Raw genomic sequence first — 18,084 nt, 5'->3', positions numbered from 1 at the left:
TGCACTTGCCTTAAGCTAGTGGTTATCATCGGTGGGCTTATTCGGCTCCAGATCCGATGCTGGTTTACCCACAGGGGACTTTCACCCCATAAGTTCATGCCCATGCCGGGCGTACCAATTTCATCCAGCCGACCGCTTCCAGCGGCGGCTGATAAAGGCGTTATGATGAATGGCTCTGGTTTCTCCAGAGCCTTTGTCTGTCAAGGGTTTCACTGGTTCAGGTGAATGTATGAAGATACATGAGCTAAGGCCCAAAAACTTTCGCAAATTTGAAGACTCGGTGTTTCGGTTTAATGCGGATTCCCGTGTGACCGTCCTGATTGGCGATAATGCCACGGGTAAAACTGCCATTCTGGATGCGTTGTCCATAATGATGGGCTGCTATCTACAGGATTTTAAAACGGTTACAGCCCGTCATATCCGGAAAAATGAAATCCGACTCAAACGAGTTGCTCTTGGGGGTACCATCACCCTTGAACCGCAGTGGAAAGAAGGTGTTGCTGTTGCCTGCACTGCATCATTGGATGAGCTGATTGATAGCCAAAGCTCAACACCGGGCACCCTTTCATGGAGTAAGGAATTAAATTCCAGGTCAGGCAGAAATATTCGAAAGAATGCTAATAATATTGCCGGGTTTGGAGGCGAGGCTTCTGGCAGGGTAGAGAAAGGAGAACCGGTTTTACTGCCAGTGCTGGGCTATTACGGAACAGGGCGTCTTTGGCACCAGAAACAGGATACTACTTTATCGGAACCCGATTCCCGAACAGTGGGTTATCGCTTAAGCCAGGTGAAGTGATTGACCTGAATTCTAAATTGCCAACTGATACTGAGGCTGAAACGGCTTCTCCTGCACCAAGGGAGCCATGGAGTATATGGATGACCGTATTCGCAGATGATGCCGATATGCTGAACCGTCTGATTCAAGCATTACCCGGTGCTGCTCAGAATTGTTTTGATGCCAATGGCCAGCCAGTGACAAGGCCAGGCGGGCAGCTTTAAAGAATGCTTTGCCTAACCCTTTTTTGGAACTAAAGAGAAGAATAAAGACCCCACATCCATATAGTCTCTGCCGATGGTGAATCGAAATTCTGGATGGAGCCAGAGATCGAAATTGCTAAAAATGGTAGTGGGGTAAACCTGATATTTTGTAGTTGTTTGCTAAAATACGGCGTATGCCGTATTTGTCATGGTGCGATATGAAAATGTGCTCCACGCCAGTTCACTGCCCGAAATGTGGCGGTAATGACGTTAAAAGCTTTGGTTACAGTGTTCATAATGTTCCTCGCTACTTTTGCTGTAATGCTGAATGTGAAACCAAGTCCTTTATGCTTGAGTACCGGTATAAAGCTTATGAGCCAGGCGTTAAAGAAAAAGTCGTCGATATGGCAATTAATGGTGGCGGCATCAGGGATACAAGCAGGGTTTTGGGAATTAATAAAAAAACAGTAATAAACACATTAAAAAAAAAGAGAAAGGCTTAGTTCAAGTTAATCCAAATATTCAGAAAATGGATCTTGGAACGGGTGCTGTGATTCACGTAGGCCGTGCCTGCCAAGAGTCTGAGATAGATGAACAGTGGTCGTATGTGTTTGAAAAAAGTAACCAGCGTTGGCTTTGGCATGCAGTTGATCATGCGACCAATACTGTTTTGGCTTACGTTTTTGGGAAACGAAAGGATGAGGTTTTCAAAAAACTAAAAGAGCTTCTTGAACCATTTGGTATCAAGAAATTTTATACTGATGATTGGGGAGCCTATGAACGTAATCTCGACGAAAGCAGACACATCATTGGAAAAGAAAATACTCAGAAAATTGAACGTAAAAACCTGAATTTTAGAACTTGGATTAAGCGTCTGGCCAGAAAGACAATATGCTTTTCAAAGTTAGAACAAATGCACGATATTGTTATTGGCCTGTTGATCAACAAAATCGAATTTGGCATTGACATCCATGAAATATAACAGGTTTGCCCCACTACCCTAAAAATTACTACCATTCAGCCAGGCAGATCCCTTTAAATCAGTGGTTGCCGAAGGCAATCCACTGGATTTTATTGGTACGCCCGGCATGGGCATGAACTTATGGGGTGAAAGTCCCCTGTGGGTAAACCAGCATCGGATCTGGAGCCGAATAAGCCCACCGATGATAACCACTAGCTTAAGGCAAGTGCAATCTCACGAGGGGTTGTGCGGAGGCAGTCTGACTGCAAAAGTGCGAGCCGACGGACAGAAATCGTATACAAGGCCGAGTCTCGTGGGCGAGTGAGCCAAGGATCACAAAGCCCTCTGGTTTGAGAGATACGGTAAATGCGGCGGTTGTGTACTGAAAGTTCATGCTCTTATCCGGGGAGGTCTGTTCAACATGCGATTGGTCAATCCCAGTTCTCAGCCACTGGTTACAACAGGCTCGGCGGACAGGGTTCATCACCCTGTTCGAGCAAACCCGATGACCACCAATAGCGCCTGCAGAAGTAATTCTGTGTGGTGATTGAACAGAAGTCAGCAGACGTCATAGTAGTTGTTCGACAGAAGTCGTTAATCCGATTGGAAGTCGTCAACGAAGGACTGAACACCGACGAAAAGAGGAGACTGATTCCCTCAACACAGTGCAGCCGTCCGGCGACTCACTGGAGTTGGCGAAAGAATCTTTAACCAGCTTTGAACCACGATCTACTGAGTTGCGCACTGGAACCTGCCAATTTGCTGAAAGCATGGAAACAAGTCAGAAGTAACAAAGGGGCTCCCGGAATAGATGGGATCACCATTAAAGCCTATCCTGACTTTGCCCGTCAGCACTGGCCTTCAGCGCGCCAAGCCTTACTCAATGGGACTTACAGACCATCTCCCGTCCTTCGGGCTGTTATAGAAAAGCCCGATGGTGGAGAACGGTTGCTGGGCATCCCGACAGTCATGGATCGAGTGATACAACAGGCCATTGTGCAGGTATTATCACCCATCTTTGATCCTGACTTCTCTCCCAGCAGCTTCGGTTACAGACCGGGAAGGTCTGCACAAGACGCTGTACAACAGGTTAATCGATACATTAAGCAGGGGCTGCATCAGGCGGTTGATGTTGATCTGAGTAAATTCTTTGATACGGTCAGCCATGATGTTCTTATGTCGAGAGTCTCTCGAAAGATTCACGACAAGCGTCTGTTGAAGCTGATTGGCCGCTACCTTCGTGCTGGCGTCATGGTTGATGGGCAATGCTACCCAACCCGGGTAGGTATGCCACAAGGCGGTCCACTTTCACCGCTGCTGTCGAATGTCCTTCTCGATGACCTGGACAAGGAACTGGAGTACCGGGGGCATTGCTTCGCACGCTACTGCGATGACTTTGTGATCCTCGTTGGCAGCCAGCGAGCCGGGGAGCGAGTGATGGAAAGCATCACACGTTACCTTGAGCGCAAGCTGAAACTGAGGATAAACCCGACAAAGAGCAAGGTGGTGAAAGCTACCGAAGCTGAGTTCCTGAGTTTTACCTTCACAGGGAAGCGAATCCGCTGGTCGGAGAAGAGTCTGAACCGCTTCAGGCGAAAAATCCTGAAACTCACCAGCCGAAGCTGGGGAGTATCGATGGAATATCGCTTGAAGAAGCTGGCCGAATATATCCGGGGCTGGATGGGTTATTTCAGGATAACCGAATATTACAGTCCTATACCGCGACTGGATCAATGGATACGTCGGCGGATTCGCTGTTGTTTTATCAAACAATGGCGAAAGCCGAAAACCCGTTACAGAAATTTGATCAGGTTAGGTGTTGATCACATCAAGGCCGCCTCGATTGCAGCCAGTAGCAAAGGGTATTACCGGCTAAGCAAAACCTATGCGGCACAGTTAGCATTAAACGACAGTTTTCTCAGTAAACTCGGGCTTGTTTCCCTGAAAGACTTGTGGATCAGGTTTCACCACCCTCGGTGAATCGCCCGGTGCGGACCCGCACGCCGGTGTGATGTGGGGGCTGGAGGTTAGAGACCTCCGGCTACCCGATTTAGGTGGCGTGTTAGTTGCTGGGGAGAGATTGACGAATGAGAAGTTCTAACTGGTCAAAACGTCTATTGAGTTCAGCTATTTCTTGTCTTGTTTCTTCGTGCTGTTCATCATTGCGTTTGAATCCAGCAAGGGTAGCCTGTGTCAATGCTGCAAGATCAGACTTAACGCCAGCAACGTCAACCTTTAAGCCTGCTATATCATGCTGGTTAGTAAGTGCGATAGTTTTTATATCCGCACAGACTTTAGCCAAGCTGTGTTGGTTAGCATCAAGTTGTTTATGCTGTGTTTCCAGTTTTTCTAACCTTGCTTCTACCGACATTATTGGAACTACTCACGTTGATTATGGAGTACTGAGCATAGCAGACAATGAAGATGGCACAGAGACACCTAACAAAGAGATTGAGCAACTGATCAAGGAGAACCAACATGCCATCATCCATGCATGGAACCAGCACTTTCGAAACGGAAGTGACTAATATTTCGAGCCACGGCTTATGGGTTCTGCCCCGCAGTGGTAAAGAGCTGTTTCTGCCCTATGCTGATTTCCCATGGTTCAAAGACCAGCCAGTGAGTGCCATCTTGACATCCTCCCCGCCCTGAAGGACGGGGATTCCTGTTCGTCACCAAACAGGCTTCCTGCTTCGACACGCCTTCTCTAGATTGCAGCTAGGCTGCAACCCCTGTTCCAGTCGCTCCACAGGCCAACCCCGCCAGCCCGGCGGTTTTGATATTGATTGCCGCATTAATATCCCTGTCGTGAAGGGTATTGCACTTCGGGCATTTCCATTCACGGATAGACAACGGCAAACTTTCATGGATGAATCCGCAACTGGAGCAACGCTTGGAGCTGGGAAAGAATCGGTCTATCTGAACAACAATCCTTTCTGCCCACTCGGCTTTGTACTGCAACTGCCGTACAAATTCACCCCAGTTCGCATCAGCTATATGCTTTGCCAGTTTTGGATTTTTGATCATGCCTTTCACATTCAGGGACTCTACACAAACAACTTGGTTCTCGTTAATTAGTTTGCGGGATGCTTTATGAGTAGCATCCATCCGGCAATCAGCTATTTTCGCATGAAGGCGGGCAACCTTGAGCTTTGCTTTAGCTCGGTTGTTACTGCTTTTCTGCTTTTTCACCAGCTTACGCTGAAGGTAGGCGAGCTTTTGCTCGTAGCGCTTGGTGTGTCTTGGATTACCGGATTTTTGGCCGTCTGAAGTGACGAACAGATCATTTAAGCCTAAATCAATGCCCACTGTCTTGTTAGAAATAGGCATTGGTTTAGCTTCAAACTCGCACAGCATGGATACAAAGTAGCGTCCAGCTCTGTCTTTGCTGATGGTTATGCTGGAAGGCTCTGACGATAGCTCTCTGCTCCAGCGGATATTCAAAGGCTCTTTGCTTTTAGCTATGAATAGCTGACCTTCTTTGTACTTGAAAGCAGAAGCGGCAAAAGTAGCACTCTGCTTTGCGTGTCTCTTTTTGAAAGTGGGGTATTTCGCCCGACCTTCCCAGAAGTTTTTGAAGGCGGTTTGCTGGTGTCGTAGTGCTTGCTGAACAGGTACAGAAGAAACATCTTTCAACCACTGGTACTCAGGGTTCTTTTTCAGCTCTGTAAGCTGCTTCGAGGCGGCATTGTAATTAATACTACAACCATTGTTGTAGTACTCATCAGTACGCCAGCGAAGGATATGGTTGTAAACGAACCGAATACAGCCAAACGTCTGAGCAAGCAAGGTTTCCTGCTCAGGCGTTGGGTAAAATCTGTATTTGAAAGCTCGTTTATTCATGCTTACAAGTTTATATCAAAAAATGTAAAATCTTCAAGTATCTTCTATAAGCAGTCTTCCAGACTGCTCGCTATCCATCCCCGCACTAAAAGTACGGGGTTTTCCGCTAGTTTCGATAAATGTTGAAGAATTGGCTGATGGTCACTTTTACTGGCCTGATCTGGACATTGACCTGAGTGAGAAAATTATTGAGAACCCTGCTGATTTAGCCTTACCAATAGGTTGATGAAAATTTAGTTTCCACTCCCTGATAAGGAAAATAGACAATGGCTGTGTCGGATAGTGCTGACTCCAGCATTTGATCTATTTAAGACGCTGCTAGATCGATAGTTTTGAATACGACTCTGATACTCTTTTTATAGAGTTTCTACAGCCTTGATTCTCTTAAAAAATAAATAGAACAATAGTCCCACATTTGTCATGCCTACGGGACACTCACATCATGAAGTCGGTTAATTTTGAAATGCTTCGCACTCGCTGGCCTGAACTGTCAGACCTCGGGGCTTTAGCAGAGAAATATGTTCATACCGACCCCGAAAGCTGTTTGGTTAAACTGCGTAATTTTCTTGAGTTAACCGTTCGCTGGTTATACCGGCAAGAGCGACTTCAGCAGGGATATCGAGCCAGTATCCACGACCTGATTACCGACGATACCTTCCAAAGCATTATTCCCCGCCAGATCACCATGAAAATGGATGCTATTCGAATCCACGGCAACCGTGCTGCTCATGGTGACAACATCAAAGCCACCGATGCTCAGTGGTTGCTGAAAGAAGCCCATATCATGGGTGCCTGGACATACCTGAAATACGCCAATGGCCATGCGGATGATTTCTCAAAGTTTCAATTGCCGGAAGCGCCCGAACTTTCTGCGGTCAGCAGTCCCGCAGAGCTAAAGAAAAAACAGGAACAGCTGGCCAGTGCCAGAGAAGAGCTGGAAGAAGCCCAGAAACGTGAAATCTCTATTCTTCGGGATTTGCAAATAGCTCAGGAAAAAGCCGATGAACTGGAAGCCCGGTTTGAAGAGAGCCGTAAGCGAGGGGAGCAGGTAGCCAGCATTCTGGATATGAATGAGGCAGAAACCCGGCGACGTTTAATTGATTCACGATTAACCTCAGCCGGTTGGCATGTAGGGGATGATTTAGAGGATACTTTACAGGTAACACAGGAGCACCCGGTTAAAGAACAGCCCACCAAAACAGGGGACGGTTTTGCCGATTATGTACTCTGGGATGACAAAGGACAGCCCGTTGCTGTTATAGAAGCCAAGCGCACTAAAGTAGACGCCGAGAAAGGCCGCAAGCAGGCACAGCTGTATGCTAACTGGCTGGAAAAAGAATACGGCCAGCGTCCGGTGATTTTTTACACCAACGGTAATGATATTTTCATATGGGATGATCATCCGGCCCGCAATTACCCACCCCGCAAGCTCTTTGGTTTTTACAGTCCGGACAGTCTTCGATACCTGATTCAGAAGCGACAGACAGCCCGCCCTCTGGAATCCATCCCGGCAGATGCAGACATTGCCGGTCGTATTTATCAACTGGAGAGCATTGCCAGAGTCAGCGAACGGTTTTCAGACCGACACCGCAAGGCACTGATTGTGCAGGCGACGGGAACCGGTAAAACCCGTGTGGCGATTGCGCTGGCGAAAAAACTGCTCGATGCCCGCTGGGTCAAACGGGTTCTCTTTCTGTGTGACCGCAAAGAGCTACGTAAACAGGCTCGTAACGCCTTTAACGAGTTTATAAACGACCCGATCTATGTGGTGGGCAGAACCGACAAGAAATATCAGGACACTTCCCGGATTTTTATTGCCACCTATCCGGGCATGATGAATATCATGGATCGGGATTTTGACGTGGGTTATTTCGACCTGATTATCGCCGATGAGTCGCACCGCTCTATCTATAACGTTTATGGCGACCTGTTCAAATACTTCGATGCCCTTCAGGTTGGTTTGACAGCGACCCCTGTGGATATGATTGGTCACACCACCTACGGCCTGTTTAAGTGTGAAGGCAGAATTCCGACGTTTGAGTACTCTCTTGAAACAGCAGTGGCAGACGGCCACCTGACGCCTTACGAAATCATCACTCACACCACCCAGTTCCTGCGGGAAGGCATCAATCAGAACAACCTGTCCGATGATCAGATTGCCGAGCTGGAAGAGCAGGGAATAGACCCTAACACTCTGGAGTTTGATGCCAAAGCCATCGACAAGGCGATTTATAACCGGGATACCAACCGTGCCATCATGCGCAATCTGATGGAAAATGGCCTGAGAGACAAAGACCAGCAACTCCCCGGGAAAAGCATTGTCTTTGCCCGCAACCATCGCCATGCGGTGTTGCTCGCCAGCGTATTTGATGAAATGTATCCCCAGTTTGCCGGTCAGTTCTGTCAGGTGATCGACAACTATGACCCCAGGGCAGAACAGTTGATTGACGACTTCAAAGGTGGTGAAAACAGCACGAACCATCAGCTGACCATTGCTATCTCCGTAGATATGCTGGATACCGGCATCGATGTGCCGGAAGTCGTTAACCTGGTGTTTGCCAAGCCGGTTAAGTCCAAGGTGAAGTTCTGGCAGATGATCGGGCGAGGCACCCGTCTGTGCAAGAACCTTTACGGTCCGGGGAACGATAAGACAAAATTCCGTATTTTTGACCATTGGGGCAATTTTGAATACTTCGAGCAGGAACCACCGGAAGGACAGGTCAACCAGGTAAAGTCACTGGCGCAAAAAAGGCTGGAAGCTTGGGTAGAACTGGGCAGGGTGGCGCAAAAGAAGTTTGAGCAGAGTGCTTTGACAGTGATTGCCGGACAGCTTCGGGAACAGGTGGCGGCACTGGATGAACGATCCATCGCTGTACAGGAGAAATGGCAAACCCGGGACAGACTCAGCAGCCAGAAAGTGATGGAACAGTTTGCCCCGCAAACCCAGCAACAACTTCTGGACGAAATAGGCCCGCTGATGCAATGGCTGGATGTTCGTGGTCAGGGCAGCGCCCTGCGGTTTGATATGGACATTATTGCGGCACAAACGGCACTGTACACCAATAAAGACAAGCTCCGGCAATGCCAGTTAAACGTTGTCCAAAAACTGGACAGACTGCCTCCCCATCTTGCCCAGGTGCAACAACAGGGAGAGGTCATCAATAACGTCAGAGACCCTGACTGGTGGCAAAGTGCCAGCTTTACCGGGCTGGAACATGTGCGTACCCGCTTGCGGAGTATTATGCACTTGATGGAAGGGGATATAACCCCACCGCCCGAACCGCCAGTGCAGATTGACGTCAGGGAAGATGAAGCTCTGTACGAAGTGGACAGACGTGAGAGCAAGATCAAGTCGGTTGACTTCAAACTTTACCGCCAACAGGTTCAGGGGGTGCTGGAACCTTTATTCACGACCCACCCCGTACTGATGAAAATCCGCAACGGCGAACCGGTGGAGGAGAAAGAACTGGACGAACTGGCTAAACTGGTGCTCGTACAAAATCCAAATGTTGATATTCGGGTACTCAAAGACTTTTATCCGGAAACGGCTGCCGGATTAGATCAGATACTGCGTACTCTGATCGGTATGGATAGTCAGGCGGTTGCCGCGCAGTTTGCCGGTTTTGCTGCCCGGTACAATCTCAGTAGCCAGCAAATCCGCTTTCTGGATATGCTGAAAAACCATATCCGTGATTTTGGTACCGTGGAAATGAAGCAGCTGTTTGAGCAACCGTTTACCCGCATTCATGGAGAAGGCATTACCGGCGTGTTTACGGATATGACTCAGGTGATGGCGATTAAGGAGATTGTGGAGAGTTTTAGCGTGGATATCGGGAACGCAAAAGCTTAAGTTGTAAACCTGCCTGCTTTTTGCAGGCAGATTTATTCACGACGCAGAATTTGAATACCTCGTAGCCTTCGTCATAACCAAGAGCAAAAGCCGGGTCTCGTTTTTTCCGTTGGCTGATGTAATTTTTTGGTTCTTCCCTGTTTTAAGTGGGTAGTTTTCAACGATGTACGCCAGTGGGGTACAAGTCCAAGCCTCCAAGATGAAAGTAGATCGCTGTCTTATATCTTTCACGGTTTCGAAAGCCACAAGCCCGATTCTTCAAACTCTGAATCTTGCTGTTCACTCCCTCTGCTCGACCGTTATTAGCCTCAAGGACAATAGCGTTGATGATACCCCACAAGTGCTCTTTGACCGTTCTGGCAACTTCTTTTATGGGCTCAAGCCGACATCTCTGCGCCCAGCATAGCCACCTCTTCCAGGCCTTGATTGCCCAAGCTCTGGACTTGTAATTCCATAAGCTCATTGCCATTTGCCGGATGGCCCAGGCGCGAGCTGTTTTAAGTGTCGAGTTTCTCAGTGGTTCGAAGTTATCCCACTGCTCTTCAGACATGTTTTCAGGGTTAGTCAGCCAGTCGTAGCGAGTCCCCTTAAGCAGCTCTACACCTTGGTTTACAAGGGCTTTGTTCTCTTCTATCCGAACCTTGTTGACAGCTTTACCCAGAGACTGAGCAACGTGAAACTTATCAAATGCAATCTTCTGATCTGCGTCTGGAACATTCTCACTGACTGACTTGATGTAAGCCTTGGACATGTCCATCGTCACGCATTCGATCCCCTCTTTATGGTCATAGGGCAGTGTGTCAAAGTACTCGTTGAGACTGTCACTTTTACGGTCATCAGAAACGTGAATAACAACGCCTTGGTCGTGGTCAGTGACCACTGTGACGTATTCATGATGCTTTTGAAATGAGGTTTCATCAACAGCGATTCGTTTTGGTGGCTTAGCATCACGACGAGCCAGTCCTCTCTTCACTGCACGCTGCTGAATACCGTCTATGGCATTCCAACCAAGCTTCATTTGTCGTGCAACTGCCTTCGTAGTTGCCTCCTTTAGCCAGTCAATAACAAGGGCTTCAAACAGAGCTGTATATCGAGAGTCAGATTCAGCCCAGGGCACATTGATGGCTAACACCTTATGCTCAGGGCACTGGGTCCGTGGAACCCTGGCAACTAGAATAGTCTGAAACTGACAGGTATCCAGATGACGCCACTTCTGAGTGATGTGGTCGTAGCCAGAGCAGGGCTTATCGCAAACACTGCATTTGCAGGCCTTTTTACCATTGTGTTCAATGAATACCCGAACCTGTTGATCCTGTAATGACAATTCAACTTCAGAAACGAACCAAGGAGACTCAATACCCAGTATTTGAGAATAGAGTTGCTTATCACGCATCGGTGCATCCTTGCATTGAGTGCTTCAGAATATAATAAATCACCCACTCAAATTGAGGAAGAGCCAATTTTTTAAGTCGCTCATGTCTGTAAACCCTCAGTAGTTCGCCAGCAATGCTGAAAAAGTCGCCACCTGTTCAGGGTCGGAGCAATAGCTTGCGGTGGCCTGATTAAGGTTCCTGTTCGCTTTCGCCACCTCAACCAGAGAATGGTCAATATCATAGTGTTTTTGCTGCTCAAGCCATGCAAGAAGACTTTCCAGATGCCAGAGCCCTCGCTTGCCATCATAAACAGGGATTGGAAATGTATCAGGATTACCGGTCATCAGCTTCCGCATATTTTGCCTTGAAAAACCTAACAACTCAGCGGTATCCGTCAGACCGACAAGGTCCGGGCTCGCTTCAATCAACACCGCTTCAGGTACAGCGTTTTTCACATCATTCATCGCACTGCAAATAGCACTGACAGCCTGATCAGACTCCCTGGCAAACATCATTGCGATTCGCCCCGGATGACCCAGGCCAATCAGGGCATCGGTACAACCTGCCTCTCCCAGAGACTCAACAATATCATCAACCTGTCTTTTACAGCCCTGAATGCTGAAACGAAGCGTAAATTCATAAACGTTCATGAAGAACTCCTGTTCAATGCAATAGTTTCAACCGCTGACAATGGTCAACCACTCGCCGAATATGTTGAGCATGATGACTGGGGCTTTTGGGTGTGCTCCAGATACATGCAAAGCAGTACTGACCGTGTCGGCACTCACCATCATTGAATGGGCAGTAAAGTTTTCCCCAGGCGTGTGAACCACCTGTATCAATACGCCACCCCTTACTTTCGGCGTACTGTAGTGCTGCTTCTATTTCTTTCTTCGGATGTTTTTTTCTTGGCATAGTCTCGCCTGATACAGGTTAGTGATCTCATCCAAAGTTGTCAAATGACAACCCGAAGAGATACTTAGAACCAAGCATCTCAGTCTGGTAGAAAATCCAAGTCTTGCCAGCCAACAGAAGGTATAATCTCCCGCCATTACTACTCAGTATTCTGGAAACCCTTAATGATCACAGGCACCCTCAAAAGCCAAATTGACAAACTCTGGGAAGAGTTCTGGGTCGGCGGCATCACCAACCCGCTGACGGTGATTGAACAGATCACCTACCTGATGTACTCCCGAATGCTCGACACCATGGAAAGCAAGGACGAGCAAAAAAAGGTGCTGGCCGGTGTTGATTTCAAACCTCGTTTCAAAGCGCATCAGCAGGATTGCCGGTTCAACCGTTACTGCAATCTCAGTGCCGATGAAATGATGGAAATTGTGCGGGATGAAGTGTTTTTGCATTTCAGAAGCCTGAGCGATGAAGGCACGCTTCTGGGTGAATTTATGAAAGACGCCCGGCTGGAAATCGTTAAGCCGAACCTGCTGGTCAAAGCCGTGGAGATGATTAAGAACCTGCCGCTGGATCGGGGCGACACCAAGGGCGACCTGTACGAATATTTGCTGAGTAAACTCACCACGGCGGGCATCAACGGCCAGTTCCGCACCCCACGGCATATTATTCGTGCCATGGTGGAAATGATGGAACCCAACCCTGCCCGTGGCGAACGCATTTGTGATCCGGCCTGTGGCACTGGCGGCTTTCTGTCCACCACCTACGAATACCTGCTGGAAAAATACAGTTCCCTCGACAGCATTCACACCGAAACCGTGACCAATGAAAAGGGCGAGCTGGAACAGCAGAAAATCTTCTCCGGTGATCTGTTGAATGAATACCGTGAGCATGTGGATTTCGATATGTTCCACGGCTACGACTTTGATTCCACCATGCTGCGCATTGCCGCCATGAACCTGATTATGCACGGTGTGGATGAGCCGGATATTCACTATCAGGACACCATGAGCCAGAGTTTCAGCGACAAATACCCGGAAGCTTCACACGACGCTTTCCACCTGATTCTTGCCAACCCACCGTTCACCGGCAGCCTGGACGAAGAAGATGTTGACCCCGCCATTCTGAAGCGAGTGAAAACCAAAAAGACCGAACTGCTGTTCTGCGCCCGTATCCTGCAAATGCTGAAAGTGGGTGGACGCAGCGCTACTGTTGTGCCTCAGGGCGTACTGTTCGGTTCCAGCAAGGCGCACCAAAGCCTGCGTAAAACGTTGGTGGAAGATAACCAGCTGGAAGCCGTGATTAACCTGCCGTCCGGCGTGTTCAAACCTTATGCGGGTGTGGCGACGGCGATTCTGATTTTCACCAAGGGTGGCGAAACCGACAACGTTTGGTTCTACGATCTGGAAAACGACGGTTTTAGCCTGGACGACAAGCGTAACCCCATCGATAAAAACGACCTGCCGAATCTGGTCGCCAGCTGGAAGCAGTATCGCAAAGGCAAGAACCTGCCTGTGGGTGAGTTTATGGGGCATAATCTCACCCGTCATTCCCGCGAAGGCGGGAATCCATCTCTCATAGAGAACAACGACTGGCAGGATCGCACACAGAAGGCATTTGTTGTACCCAAGGCGGATTTGAAAGCCAATAAATACGACCTGTCCATTAACCGCTACAAGGAAGTGGTGTACGAGGAAGAAGTGTACAATCCGCCGAAGGAGATTCTGGGGCGGCTGAAGGCACTGGAAGTGGAGATTCAGAAGGAGTTGGGTGAGTTGGAGGGGATGTTGTGAGTTGGCCTGTTGTTAAACTCAGCGACGTTGCAATTATAAATCCTCGTTGCCCAAAAGATATTGATGGCTCTCAGGAAGTTTCTTTTTTGGCAATGGCATCAGTATCAGAGGATGGTCGCCTTCTACACCAAGAATCTAGAATCCTGGAAGAGACAAAGAAAGGCTTCACGTATTTCGAACGTAATGACGTCATTGTCGCCAAGATTACACCTTGCTTTGAAAATGGTAAGGCGGCTTACCTTGACAAACTGAACACAAAAGTCGGATTTGGCTCAACAGAGTTCCATGTCGTTCGCCCTGATACAGAAAAGCTTGATGGCAAGTACTTATTCTACCTGCTGTGGAATCCTAAATTCAGACATTTGGGCGAACGTAATATGTCTGGCAGTGCAGGACAAAAACGTGTGCCTGCGGATTTCCTGAAAAAGCATGAAATCCCACTCCCCCCACTCCCCGAGCAAAAACGCATCGCCGCCATTCTGGATAAAGCCGACCAACTGCGCCAGAAACGCCAGCAGGCCATCGGCCTCGCCGACGATTTTCTCCGCAGCGTGTTTCTGGATATGTTTGGTGATCCGGTGACTAATCCAAAAGGTTGGGAGAAAACCTCTCTCGGCAATGTTTTTAAAATAAAGCATGGTTTTGCCTTTAAAAGTGATTTTTTCACCTCAAGCGGTGAATATGTTCTACTAACACCAGGCAACTTTTTTGAGGAAGGCGGCTATAGAGACCGAGGAGCGAAGCAAAAGTTTTATTCTGGCGAAATTCCATCAGACTATATTCTTCGCAAAGGAGACCTGCTGGTTGCTATGACAGAGCAGGCAGCAGGGTTACTTGGTAGCTCTATTCTTGTTCCAGAGTCAGAAAAATTTCTACATAACCAACGGCTTGGTCTTGTAGAAACTACGAAGATAGACACCAACAAAGTGTTTTTAGCCCATCTGTTTAATCAACATTCGATTCGTCAAGCTATACATAGCCAGGCGACAGGCATAAAGGTAAGGCATACATCTCCTACGAAAATTGAAGCAATTGAAGCAGGAATTCCACCAGTAGAGATGCAGAATAAATTTGAGGAGATTGTTAGAGGAGTAGCTAATACAAAGAGTTTCTGTGATGACTTTACATCAGAAATATCTCAGCTTTTCAACTCCCTCAGCCAAAAAGCCTTCGCCGGAGAGCTTTAGCAACAACCATGCAACAGCCCGGAAAAGAGCTGTAAACTATCTTTTTCACGATCATTTGCAACCGATGCTTTTCTGATAAGAAATATTTCACCCTGAGCTGGTCTGCAAAAGTATCAAGATGGCGGCGTTCCCGATAACGCCATTGAGTCAGCACTCAATCAGATTAACAACAGCAAGCGCTACACATAACAAGATAAGCAGCCCTCCCAGCAACCAGAGCCAGCCCATCGACATAAACAGGCTACCGGGCAACATGCTGCTGAACGCTCCTCCCAGATAATAGCTGGTCAGATAAACCCCGTTCACAACCCGGCGGTGTTCAGCAACATGCTGATTAAGATACGCCGACAATCCACTGTGCAGCATAAAAACAGCACCACAGATAATCGCCACAGCCACAAGGCACGACCCATAGTGATCCATCACCAGAATCATCATCCCCAGCAACAGCGAGAATAACGTCAGTCGAAACAGGAACCGGTCATTACCAGCACAGCGCCTCGCCTTAGGTGTCAGCATTGAGCTGATAATGGCGCAGATATAACCCGTGTAAAGGGTTGCAATCTGCGCCGACGACATCTCAGGATGACGTGAACGCATGTGAAAAGGCAGGTAATTCAGAACAGAAGCCAGGCAACAGATAGCTGCAAATATTAGAAAAACGCACGCCCAGACATCCTTGCGTCCCAGTACTTCAGCTAAAGCCGTTTTCAGCTTAATAGTTTCAGGATTTCCGGAAATTCGATCCAGCAGCAGAAAAAACGGTGATATCACCAGCATGGCTGACCCCATGATAACCCACACCGGAGAGTGGTATCCGGCAGAAATCAGCGAGCCACTCAAAAAGCGTCCACACACCGATCCGGTCACTGAAGCTGACACATACCACACCACCGCATCACCGGCCTTTCCGGATGTGTCTGCCAGGGCCGTCATCAGTGCGGGTAAAATAGCGGAAAACAGTACGCCTTCAATGGTTTTCAGGGCAAGGGCATGTTCAATGTGTTCGGCTGTGGAAAAAAGAATCTCCATCCCCCCCAGCAGAGGAAAACACACCAACAGAATCATTCGGGCTGAAACAGCCCGGAGGAGCAATCCGGATATAAACGCCCCAAAGCACAGAACCAGCATGATTCGGGTCACCAGTTCCGAGGTTTGTGCCGGACTGGACTGAAAGTAATCAGACAGGTAGGGAAACACCGGCTGCGGTGAATACAGGCAGGCAAAAATCAGAAAGACAATAAGAAGCAGAATGCACTGTCTGCAACGAACCACAGCCGATCTCCCCGTAGAACAAAACAACCTGATTTATTCCACGAGGCAGATGGCAGCGACTGTCGCTCATGGAGAGCTGTTGCTCATGATTTTGAACCAATGAGCATAGTCGAGCATGGAGGGCCGCGCTTAATTATTCTGGGTACTGGTTTCAGGAATAACCCGAATCAGGCTTACGCCTGTCATGACGCAAATCCCAATAAACACCAGCAGAATCTTGATCTTCATCGGTGCCAGGGCAATGCTGAACACGAAACTGGCAGCCGTCAGCAGTAAAGCCTTTTTTTTATGCTTTGCCTGCATCCCCCGGTGATTCTGCCAGTTCAATATGACCTGCCCAAACCGGGGGTGACTGATCAGCCAGTTATAAAGACGGTCGCTGGAACGGGCAAAGCACCAGGCCGACAATAACACCAGTGGTGTGGTTGGCAGCAATGGCACAACAATCCCCAGGATACCCAACGCCAAAGATAAACAGCCGCCAATAACCAGCAATACATTCTTCATAAGCTATTCAGCCTCATTAGCCATCAAGAGCAGCCAGCGGATCGGAGTGTTTGAACACATACCCAAGACGCTGCTTCAGTTTGTCGCAGTTGACAATACGGTAGGGAGAAGGTTCATCACTGAAAACCGGTACCGGCAGTCCCGCGCTTTCACAGGCTTTGGTGTAGAAGTCGCGTTTGACGGGATGTTTATCCGCTGAAGCATTAAACGCCTCACCCCAAACATCCTGTTCAATAATAGCAGCCATTACGCCAACGCAATCATCTATATGGATCATATTCACAGGATCATTTGCGCCTTTCAGTTCGCGCCCGGCAAAGTACATACCCGGGTTAATGCCACCCCCCATCAGGCCGGAAAAACGCACAACGGTTGTTGTAAATTCGTCACGCTGCGTAAAGGTTTCTTCCAGAGGCAACCAGGAAAAACCAAGAAACGGACTGGCCTCATGGGTAGCGTCTTCTTCACGAACCTCATCACCGGTTTGCGGATAAACTGAGGTAGTGGCAACAAACAGCACCTTTTTAATTCCACTGTTCGCCGCTGCATCAGCAAGGCTTTCAAGAATCGCCGGATAGTCCTGAGGAGCACGCATGGAAGGTGGAATGGTAATAACCAGCACATCCGCTTCCATGGCAGCCGCCAGGTTGCCCTGAGGTTGCGGATCAAAGCTGAGAATATGGGTATCCAGACCTTCAGCCACCAGCTGGTCACGCTTTTCTGAACCGGTGACCGTACCGGTTACGTCGTACCCTTTTTCTTTCAGGGCTTTAGCCAGAGGCAGACCAACACGACCATAACCCACTATGCTTATACGAGATTTACTGCTCACTTGTTGTCACCGCTGCTTTTGTAGTCTGTTTGGCTTTTGGCTTTTGGCTGTTAGCTAATAGCCAACAACTAGGCCGCCAGTTTTTTCAGTGCTTCAAACTTTTCCAGTTGTTCAGCAACAAAGCTTTTGTCTTTATTACGACGGATATAAAGTTTGAAGACGGCCTTACCAGCATGACTGAAAAATTGCACCGACTTTGTATCGACACCATGAAAAGGTTTGGAAACCAGGGCAATTTTGCTGAAACCGTCCAGCTTCAGATGACCTTTCAACGGCGTGTCACGGTCGCTCATGTTGTAGTAACCGAATTTTTTGCCACCTTTCGGGAATACACCCGCCAGTTCAAAGATATGACCTTCCACATCAATCACCGTCAGCACTTCACCCCAGGTGCGAAATTCTTCGGTCAGGGTTTCAAACAGGCTACCGTCCAGCAGGGTGACCATCTCTTCCGGCAGGTTGGAAACAGCTTCCAGTTCAGTGATGTTTAGCTCGGCAGCGATTTCTGCTGGCAGTTTTTCCGGGGTTTTGGCAATCAGTTTACGTACAGCTTCTTGCGTAGACATTGACTTTTAT

The 18,084-nt window shown here is 48.4% G+C and carries 18 protein-coding genes; 9 read left to right on the top strand and 9 right to left on the bottom strand.

The window, feature by feature from the left end:
* The first annotated feature begins 229 nt into the window (after positions 1–229).
* The 5 genes from NX722_RS24240 (at position 230) to ltrA (ending at position 3,919) form a co-directional block, all read left to right on the top strand.
* Entirely contained in the window at positions 230–796 is a 567-nt protein-coding gene (locus tag NX722_RS24240) for an ATP-binding protein (protein WP_262565436.1), read from the top strand.
* A 17-nt stretch (positions 797–813) separates the two neighbouring features.
* Positions 814–999, top strand: a complete 186-nt coding sequence (locus NX722_RS24235; RefSeq protein WP_262565435.1) for a hypothetical protein — start codon at positions 814–816, stop codon at positions 997–999.
* A 197-nt stretch (positions 1,000–1,196) separates the two neighbouring features.
* A complete protein-coding gene (locus NX722_RS24230; RefSeq protein ID WP_262564263.1) occupies positions 1,197–1,481 on the top strand; it encodes an IS1-like element transposase in 285 nt (94 codons plus the stop codon).
* A 26-nt stretch (positions 1,482–1,507) separates the two neighbouring features.
* Entirely contained in the window at positions 1,508–1,960 is a 453-nt protein-coding gene (locus tag NX722_RS24225; RefSeq protein ID WP_262564262.1) for an IS1 family transposase, read from the top strand.
* A 696-nt stretch (positions 1,961–2,656) separates the two neighbouring features.
* Entirely contained in the window at positions 2,657–3,919 is a 1,263-nt protein-coding gene (gene ltrA / locus NX722_RS24220; RefSeq protein ID WP_262565434.1) for a group II intron reverse transcriptase/maturase, read from the top strand.
* Positions 3,920–4,001: 82 nt separating this feature from the next.
* Here the strand turns inward: ltrA and NX722_RS24215 are convergent, their stop codons facing one another.
* Positions 4,002–4,310, bottom strand: a complete 309-nt coding sequence (locus NX722_RS24215) for a hypothetical protein (RefSeq protein ID WP_262565433.1) — start codon at positions 4,308–4,310, stop codon at positions 4,002–4,004.
* A 107-nt stretch (positions 4,311–4,417) separates the two neighbouring features.
* Here NX722_RS24215 and NX722_RS24210 point away from each other — a divergent pair, with 107 nt between their 5' ends.
* Positions 4,418–4,591 carry a DUF2442 domain-containing protein gene (locus NX722_RS24210; RefSeq protein WP_262565432.1) on the top strand — a complete coding sequence of 58 codons (174 nt, stop codon included), beginning with the start codon at positions 4,418–4,420 and terminating at the stop codon, positions 4,589–4,591.
* A 66-nt stretch (positions 4,592–4,657) separates the two neighbouring features.
* Here the strand turns inward: NX722_RS24210 and NX722_RS24205 are convergent, their stop codons facing one another.
* Entirely contained in the window at positions 4,658–5,782 is a 1,125-nt protein-coding gene (locus tag NX722_RS24205; protein ID WP_262565431.1) for an RNA-guided endonuclease InsQ/TnpB family protein, read from the bottom strand.
* Between the two features lie 442 nt (positions 5,783–6,224).
* Between NX722_RS24205 and NX722_RS24200 the strand changes: the two genes are divergently transcribed.
* Positions 6,225–9,632: a DEAD/DEAH box helicase family protein gene (locus NX722_RS24200; RefSeq protein WP_262565430.1), complete on the top strand. Its 3,408-nt coding sequence runs from the start codon at positions 6,225–6,227 to the stop codon at positions 9,630–9,632.
* Between the two features lie 157 nt (positions 9,633–9,789).
* On the opposite strand, the gene NX722_RS24195 is transcribed toward NX722_RS24200, so the two are convergent.
* From NX722_RS24195 to NX722_RS24185, 3 genes are all read right to left on the bottom strand, one after another.
* Positions 9,790–11,025: an ISL3 family transposase gene (locus tag NX722_RS24195; protein WP_262563604.1), complete on the bottom strand. Its 1,236-nt coding sequence runs from the start codon at positions 11,023–11,025 to the stop codon at positions 9,790–9,792.
* A 96-nt stretch (positions 11,026–11,121) separates the two neighbouring features.
* Positions 11,122–11,655, bottom strand: coding sequence for a helix-turn-helix transcriptional regulator (locus tag NX722_RS24190; protein WP_262565429.1), 534 nt, complete (start codon positions 11,653–11,655; stop codon positions 11,122–11,124).
* 13 nt (positions 11,656–11,668) lie between these two features.
* A complete protein-coding gene (locus NX722_RS24185) occupies positions 11,669–11,920 on the bottom strand; it encodes a hypothetical protein (protein WP_262565428.1) in 252 nt (83 codons plus the stop codon).
* A 164-nt stretch (positions 11,921–12,084) separates the two neighbouring features.
* On the opposite strand from NX722_RS24185, the gene NX722_RS24180 reads away from it, so the two are divergent.
* Both NX722_RS24180 and NX722_RS24175 read left to right on the top strand, forming a co-directional pair.
* Complete coding sequence (locus NX722_RS24180; RefSeq protein ID WP_262565427.1) at positions 12,085–13,707, top strand: type I restriction-modification system subunit M; 1,623 nt, start codon at positions 12,085–12,087, stop codon at positions 13,705–13,707.
* The gene (locus tag NX722_RS24175) at positions 13,704–14,894 is read left to right on the top strand and encodes a restriction endonuclease subunit S (RefSeq protein ID WP_262565426.1); all 1,191 of its coding nucleotides are present in this window, start codon (positions 13,704–13,706) and stop codon (positions 14,892–14,894) included. Before NX722_RS24180 ends, NX722_RS24175 begins: the two co-directional genes overlap by 4 nt.
* Before the next feature lie 147 nt (positions 14,895–15,041).
* Here the strand turns inward: NX722_RS24175 and NX722_RS24170 are convergent, their stop codons facing one another.
* The 4 genes from NX722_RS24170 to hutX form a co-directional block, all read right to left on the bottom strand.
* Entirely contained in the window at positions 15,042–16,169 is a 1,128-nt protein-coding gene (locus NX722_RS24170) for an MFS transporter (RefSeq protein WP_262565425.1), read from the bottom strand.
* A gap of 129 nt (positions 16,170–16,298) precedes the next feature.
* Positions 16,299–16,676 carry a YbaN family protein gene (locus NX722_RS24165; protein WP_262565424.1) on the bottom strand — a complete coding sequence of 126 codons (378 nt, stop codon included), beginning with the start codon at positions 16,674–16,676 and terminating at the stop codon, positions 16,299–16,301.
* A gap of 16 nt (positions 16,677–16,692) precedes the next feature.
* A complete protein-coding gene (locus NX722_RS24160) occupies positions 16,693–17,508 on the bottom strand; it encodes an NAD(P)H-binding protein (RefSeq protein WP_262565423.1) in 816 nt (271 codons plus the stop codon).
* A 68-nt stretch (positions 17,509–17,576) separates the two neighbouring features.
* Entirely contained in the window at positions 17,577–18,074 is a 498-nt protein-coding gene (gene hutX, locus NX722_RS24155) for a heme utilization cystosolic carrier protein HutX (RefSeq protein WP_262565422.1), read from the bottom strand.
* Between the last annotated feature and the right edge of the window lie 10 nt (positions 18,075–18,084).

The sequence above is a fragment of the Endozoicomonas gorgoniicola genome, assembly GCF_025562715.2.
Classification (GTDB): domain Bacteria; phylum Pseudomonadota; class Gammaproteobacteria; order Pseudomonadales; family Endozoicomonadaceae; genus Endozoicomonas_A; species Endozoicomonas_A gorgoniicola.
Note: the sequence above shows the minus strand (reverse complement) of the source record. Positions and strands in the feature narration are given on the sequence as shown.